At 64.3% G+C, this 2468-nt stretch carries 2 protein-coding genes; both read left to right on the top strand.

The window, feature by feature from the left end; all coding sequences use genetic code 11:
* Window positions 1–102 precede the first annotated feature (102 nt).
* Window positions 103–1629 carry an IS21 family transposase gene (gene istA / locus PXJ20_RS32730; protein WP_327204975.1) on the top strand — a complete coding sequence of 509 codons (1527 nt, stop codon included), beginning with the start codon at window positions 103–105 and terminating at the stop codon, window positions 1627–1629.
* Window positions 1619–2395, top strand: coding sequence for an IS21-like element helper ATPase IstB (gene istB, locus PXJ20_RS32725; protein ID WP_327204976.1), 777 nt, complete (start codon window positions 1619–1621; stop codon window positions 2393–2395). Before istA ends, istB begins: the two co-directional genes overlap by 11 nt.
* The last annotated feature ends 73 nt before the right edge of the window (window positions 2396–2468 follow it).

Here is a 2468-nt window from a genome sequence, read left to right as displayed (position 1 = left end):
TGTTGATTTGCACGGAAGCCTGACCCGGCCAGGGCAGTAATTTGCATCGAATATTGACCCACGTAGAACACTGACCTGCTCGGCAACGGGCAGGGGAACGGAGTGATCGACGTGGCTATATTGAGCATCATCCGACGCTGGCACTTTCGCGATCAGGTCTCGTTGCGCGAGATTTCCAGACGGCTGGGCGTGTCCAGAAACACGGTCCGGCGTTACATCCGGGCCGGCACGGTTCTGCCGGCCTATCCCGAGCGCCACAGCCCCAGCAAACTCGACGGGTTTGCCGCGAAGCTCGCAGGCTGGCTCAAGACCGAGGCGAACCGGCCGCGCAAGCAGCGCAGGACGCTCAGGCAGATACACGCGGATCTGTGCGCGCTTGGCTTCACGGGCTCCTATGACCGCGTGGCGGCGTTTGCCCGGCGCTGGCGGCAGGAACAGCACGAGCAGGCGAAGACCACGGGACGCGGAACGTTCGTGCCGCTGCGCTTTGCCCCTGGCGAGGCATTCCAGTTCGACTGGAGCGAGGACTGGGCGGTGATCAACGGCGAGCGTGTCAAGCTGCAGGTCGCGCAGCTCAAGCTCAGCCACAGCCGCGCCTTCTTCCTGCGCGCCTACCTGCTGCAGACCCACGAGATGCTGTTCGATGCGCATCATCATGCGTTCGTCGCCTGGGGCGGCATTCCACGCCGCGGCATCTACGACAACATGAAGACTGCCGTTGACCGGGTGCGTCCCGGCAAGGTGCGCGAGGTCAACGCGCGCTTCAGCGCGATGGTGAGCCACTACCTGTTTGATGCCGAGTTCTGTAACGTGGCCTCGGGCTGGGAGAAGGGGCAGATCGAGAAGAATGTCCAGGACAGCCGCCACCGCCTCTGGCAGAAGGTGCCGGCGTTCGGTTCACTGGATGCGCTGAACGACTGGCTGGCCGACCAGTGCGTACTGCTGTGGCAGCAGACGCGGCACCCGGAGCAGGACATGACGGTCTGGGATGCGTGGTCGGCCGAGCGGCCCCACCTGATGCCGGTGGGCCAGCCGTTCGATGGCTTCGTCGAACATGTCAAACGCGTTTCGCCCACCTGCCTGGTGAACTTCGAACGCAACCGCTACAGCGTGCCGGCGTCGTTCGCCAACCGGCCCATCAGCCTGCGTGTGTATGCCGCAAGGCTGGTGTTCGTTGCCGAGGGGCAGGTGATCGCCGAGCACGGGCGGCGTATCAACCGCAGCCATGACCGCGGCGAGACGGTCTACGACTGGCGTCACTACCTGGCCGTCCTGCAGCGCAAACCGGGCGCACTGCGCAATGGCGCACCGTTCGCCGAGTTTCCGGAGGCCCTGCGCAGGCTGCAGGGCGTGCTGCTCAGGCACCCGGGCGGCGACCGCGAGATGGTCGAGATCCTGGCGCTGGTGCTGCTGCACGACGAACAGATGGTGCTCACCGCAGTTGAGCGGGCGCTCGAGGCGGGTGTGCCGAACAAGCAGACGGTACTGAACATCCTCAGCCGCCTGCTCGACAGCCCGCCTGTGCCGCCGCTGCAGACGCCGCAGGCCTTCGCACTGAAGGTCGAGCCACAGGCCAACGTCGGCCGCTACGACCGCCTGCGTGGCCGGGAGGACAGCCATGCAGCCTGAGGCCATGATGCAGATGCTCAAGTCACTGAAGCTGCACGGCATGGCCCAGGCGCTGGGCGAACTCGCAGCGCAGGACTCGCCGGCGTACAAGGCGGCTTCGCTGGTGCTGGCCGGGCTGCTCAAGGCGGAGATTGCCGAGCGCGAAGTGCGTTCCCTCGCGTACCAGATGAAGGTGGCACGCTTCCCGGCGTACCGCGACATGGGCGGGTTCGACTTCAGCTGCAGCGATGCAGACGAGGCGCTGGTGCGCCAGCTGTACCAGTGCGACTTTATCGACTCGGCGCACAACATCGTGCTGGTGGGTGGGCCCGGTACGGGCAAGACCCATCTGGCAACGGCCATCGGTGTGCAGGCGCTCGAACATCATCGCCGCCGCGTGCGCTTCTTCTCCACCATCGAACTGGTCAATGCCCTCGAGCAGGAGAAGCTGGGCGGCAAGCCCGGGCAACTGGCCACACGGCTCATGTATGCCGACCTCGTGGTGCTGGACGAGCTCGGCTACCTGCCGTTCAGCCAGACCGGCGGGGCGCTGCTGTTCCATCTGCTCAGCAAGCTCTACGAGCGCACCAGCATCATCATCACCACCAACCTGAGCTTCGCCGAATGGGCCAGTGTGTTTGGCGATGCAAAGATGACCACCGCGCTGCTCGACCGGCTCACGCATCACTGCCACATTGTAGAAACTGGCAACGATAGCTATCGTTTCCGCAACAGCACGACACAACCGAAGAAGGAGAGAAAGAAGACCCAGATACCCACCGCATAACCCGCAAGGCTGGTCCAAGGGGTGGGTCAGAATTCAATGCAAATCGTGGGTCAGGCTTCCGTGCAAATCAACA

The organism is Paraburkholderia sp. A1RI_3L, assembly GCF_048957895.1.
GTDB lineage: Bacteria > Pseudomonadota > Gammaproteobacteria > Burkholderiales > Burkholderiaceae > Paraburkholderia > Paraburkholderia kururiensis.
Note: the sequence above shows the minus strand (reverse complement) of the source record. Positions and strands in the feature narration are given on the sequence as shown.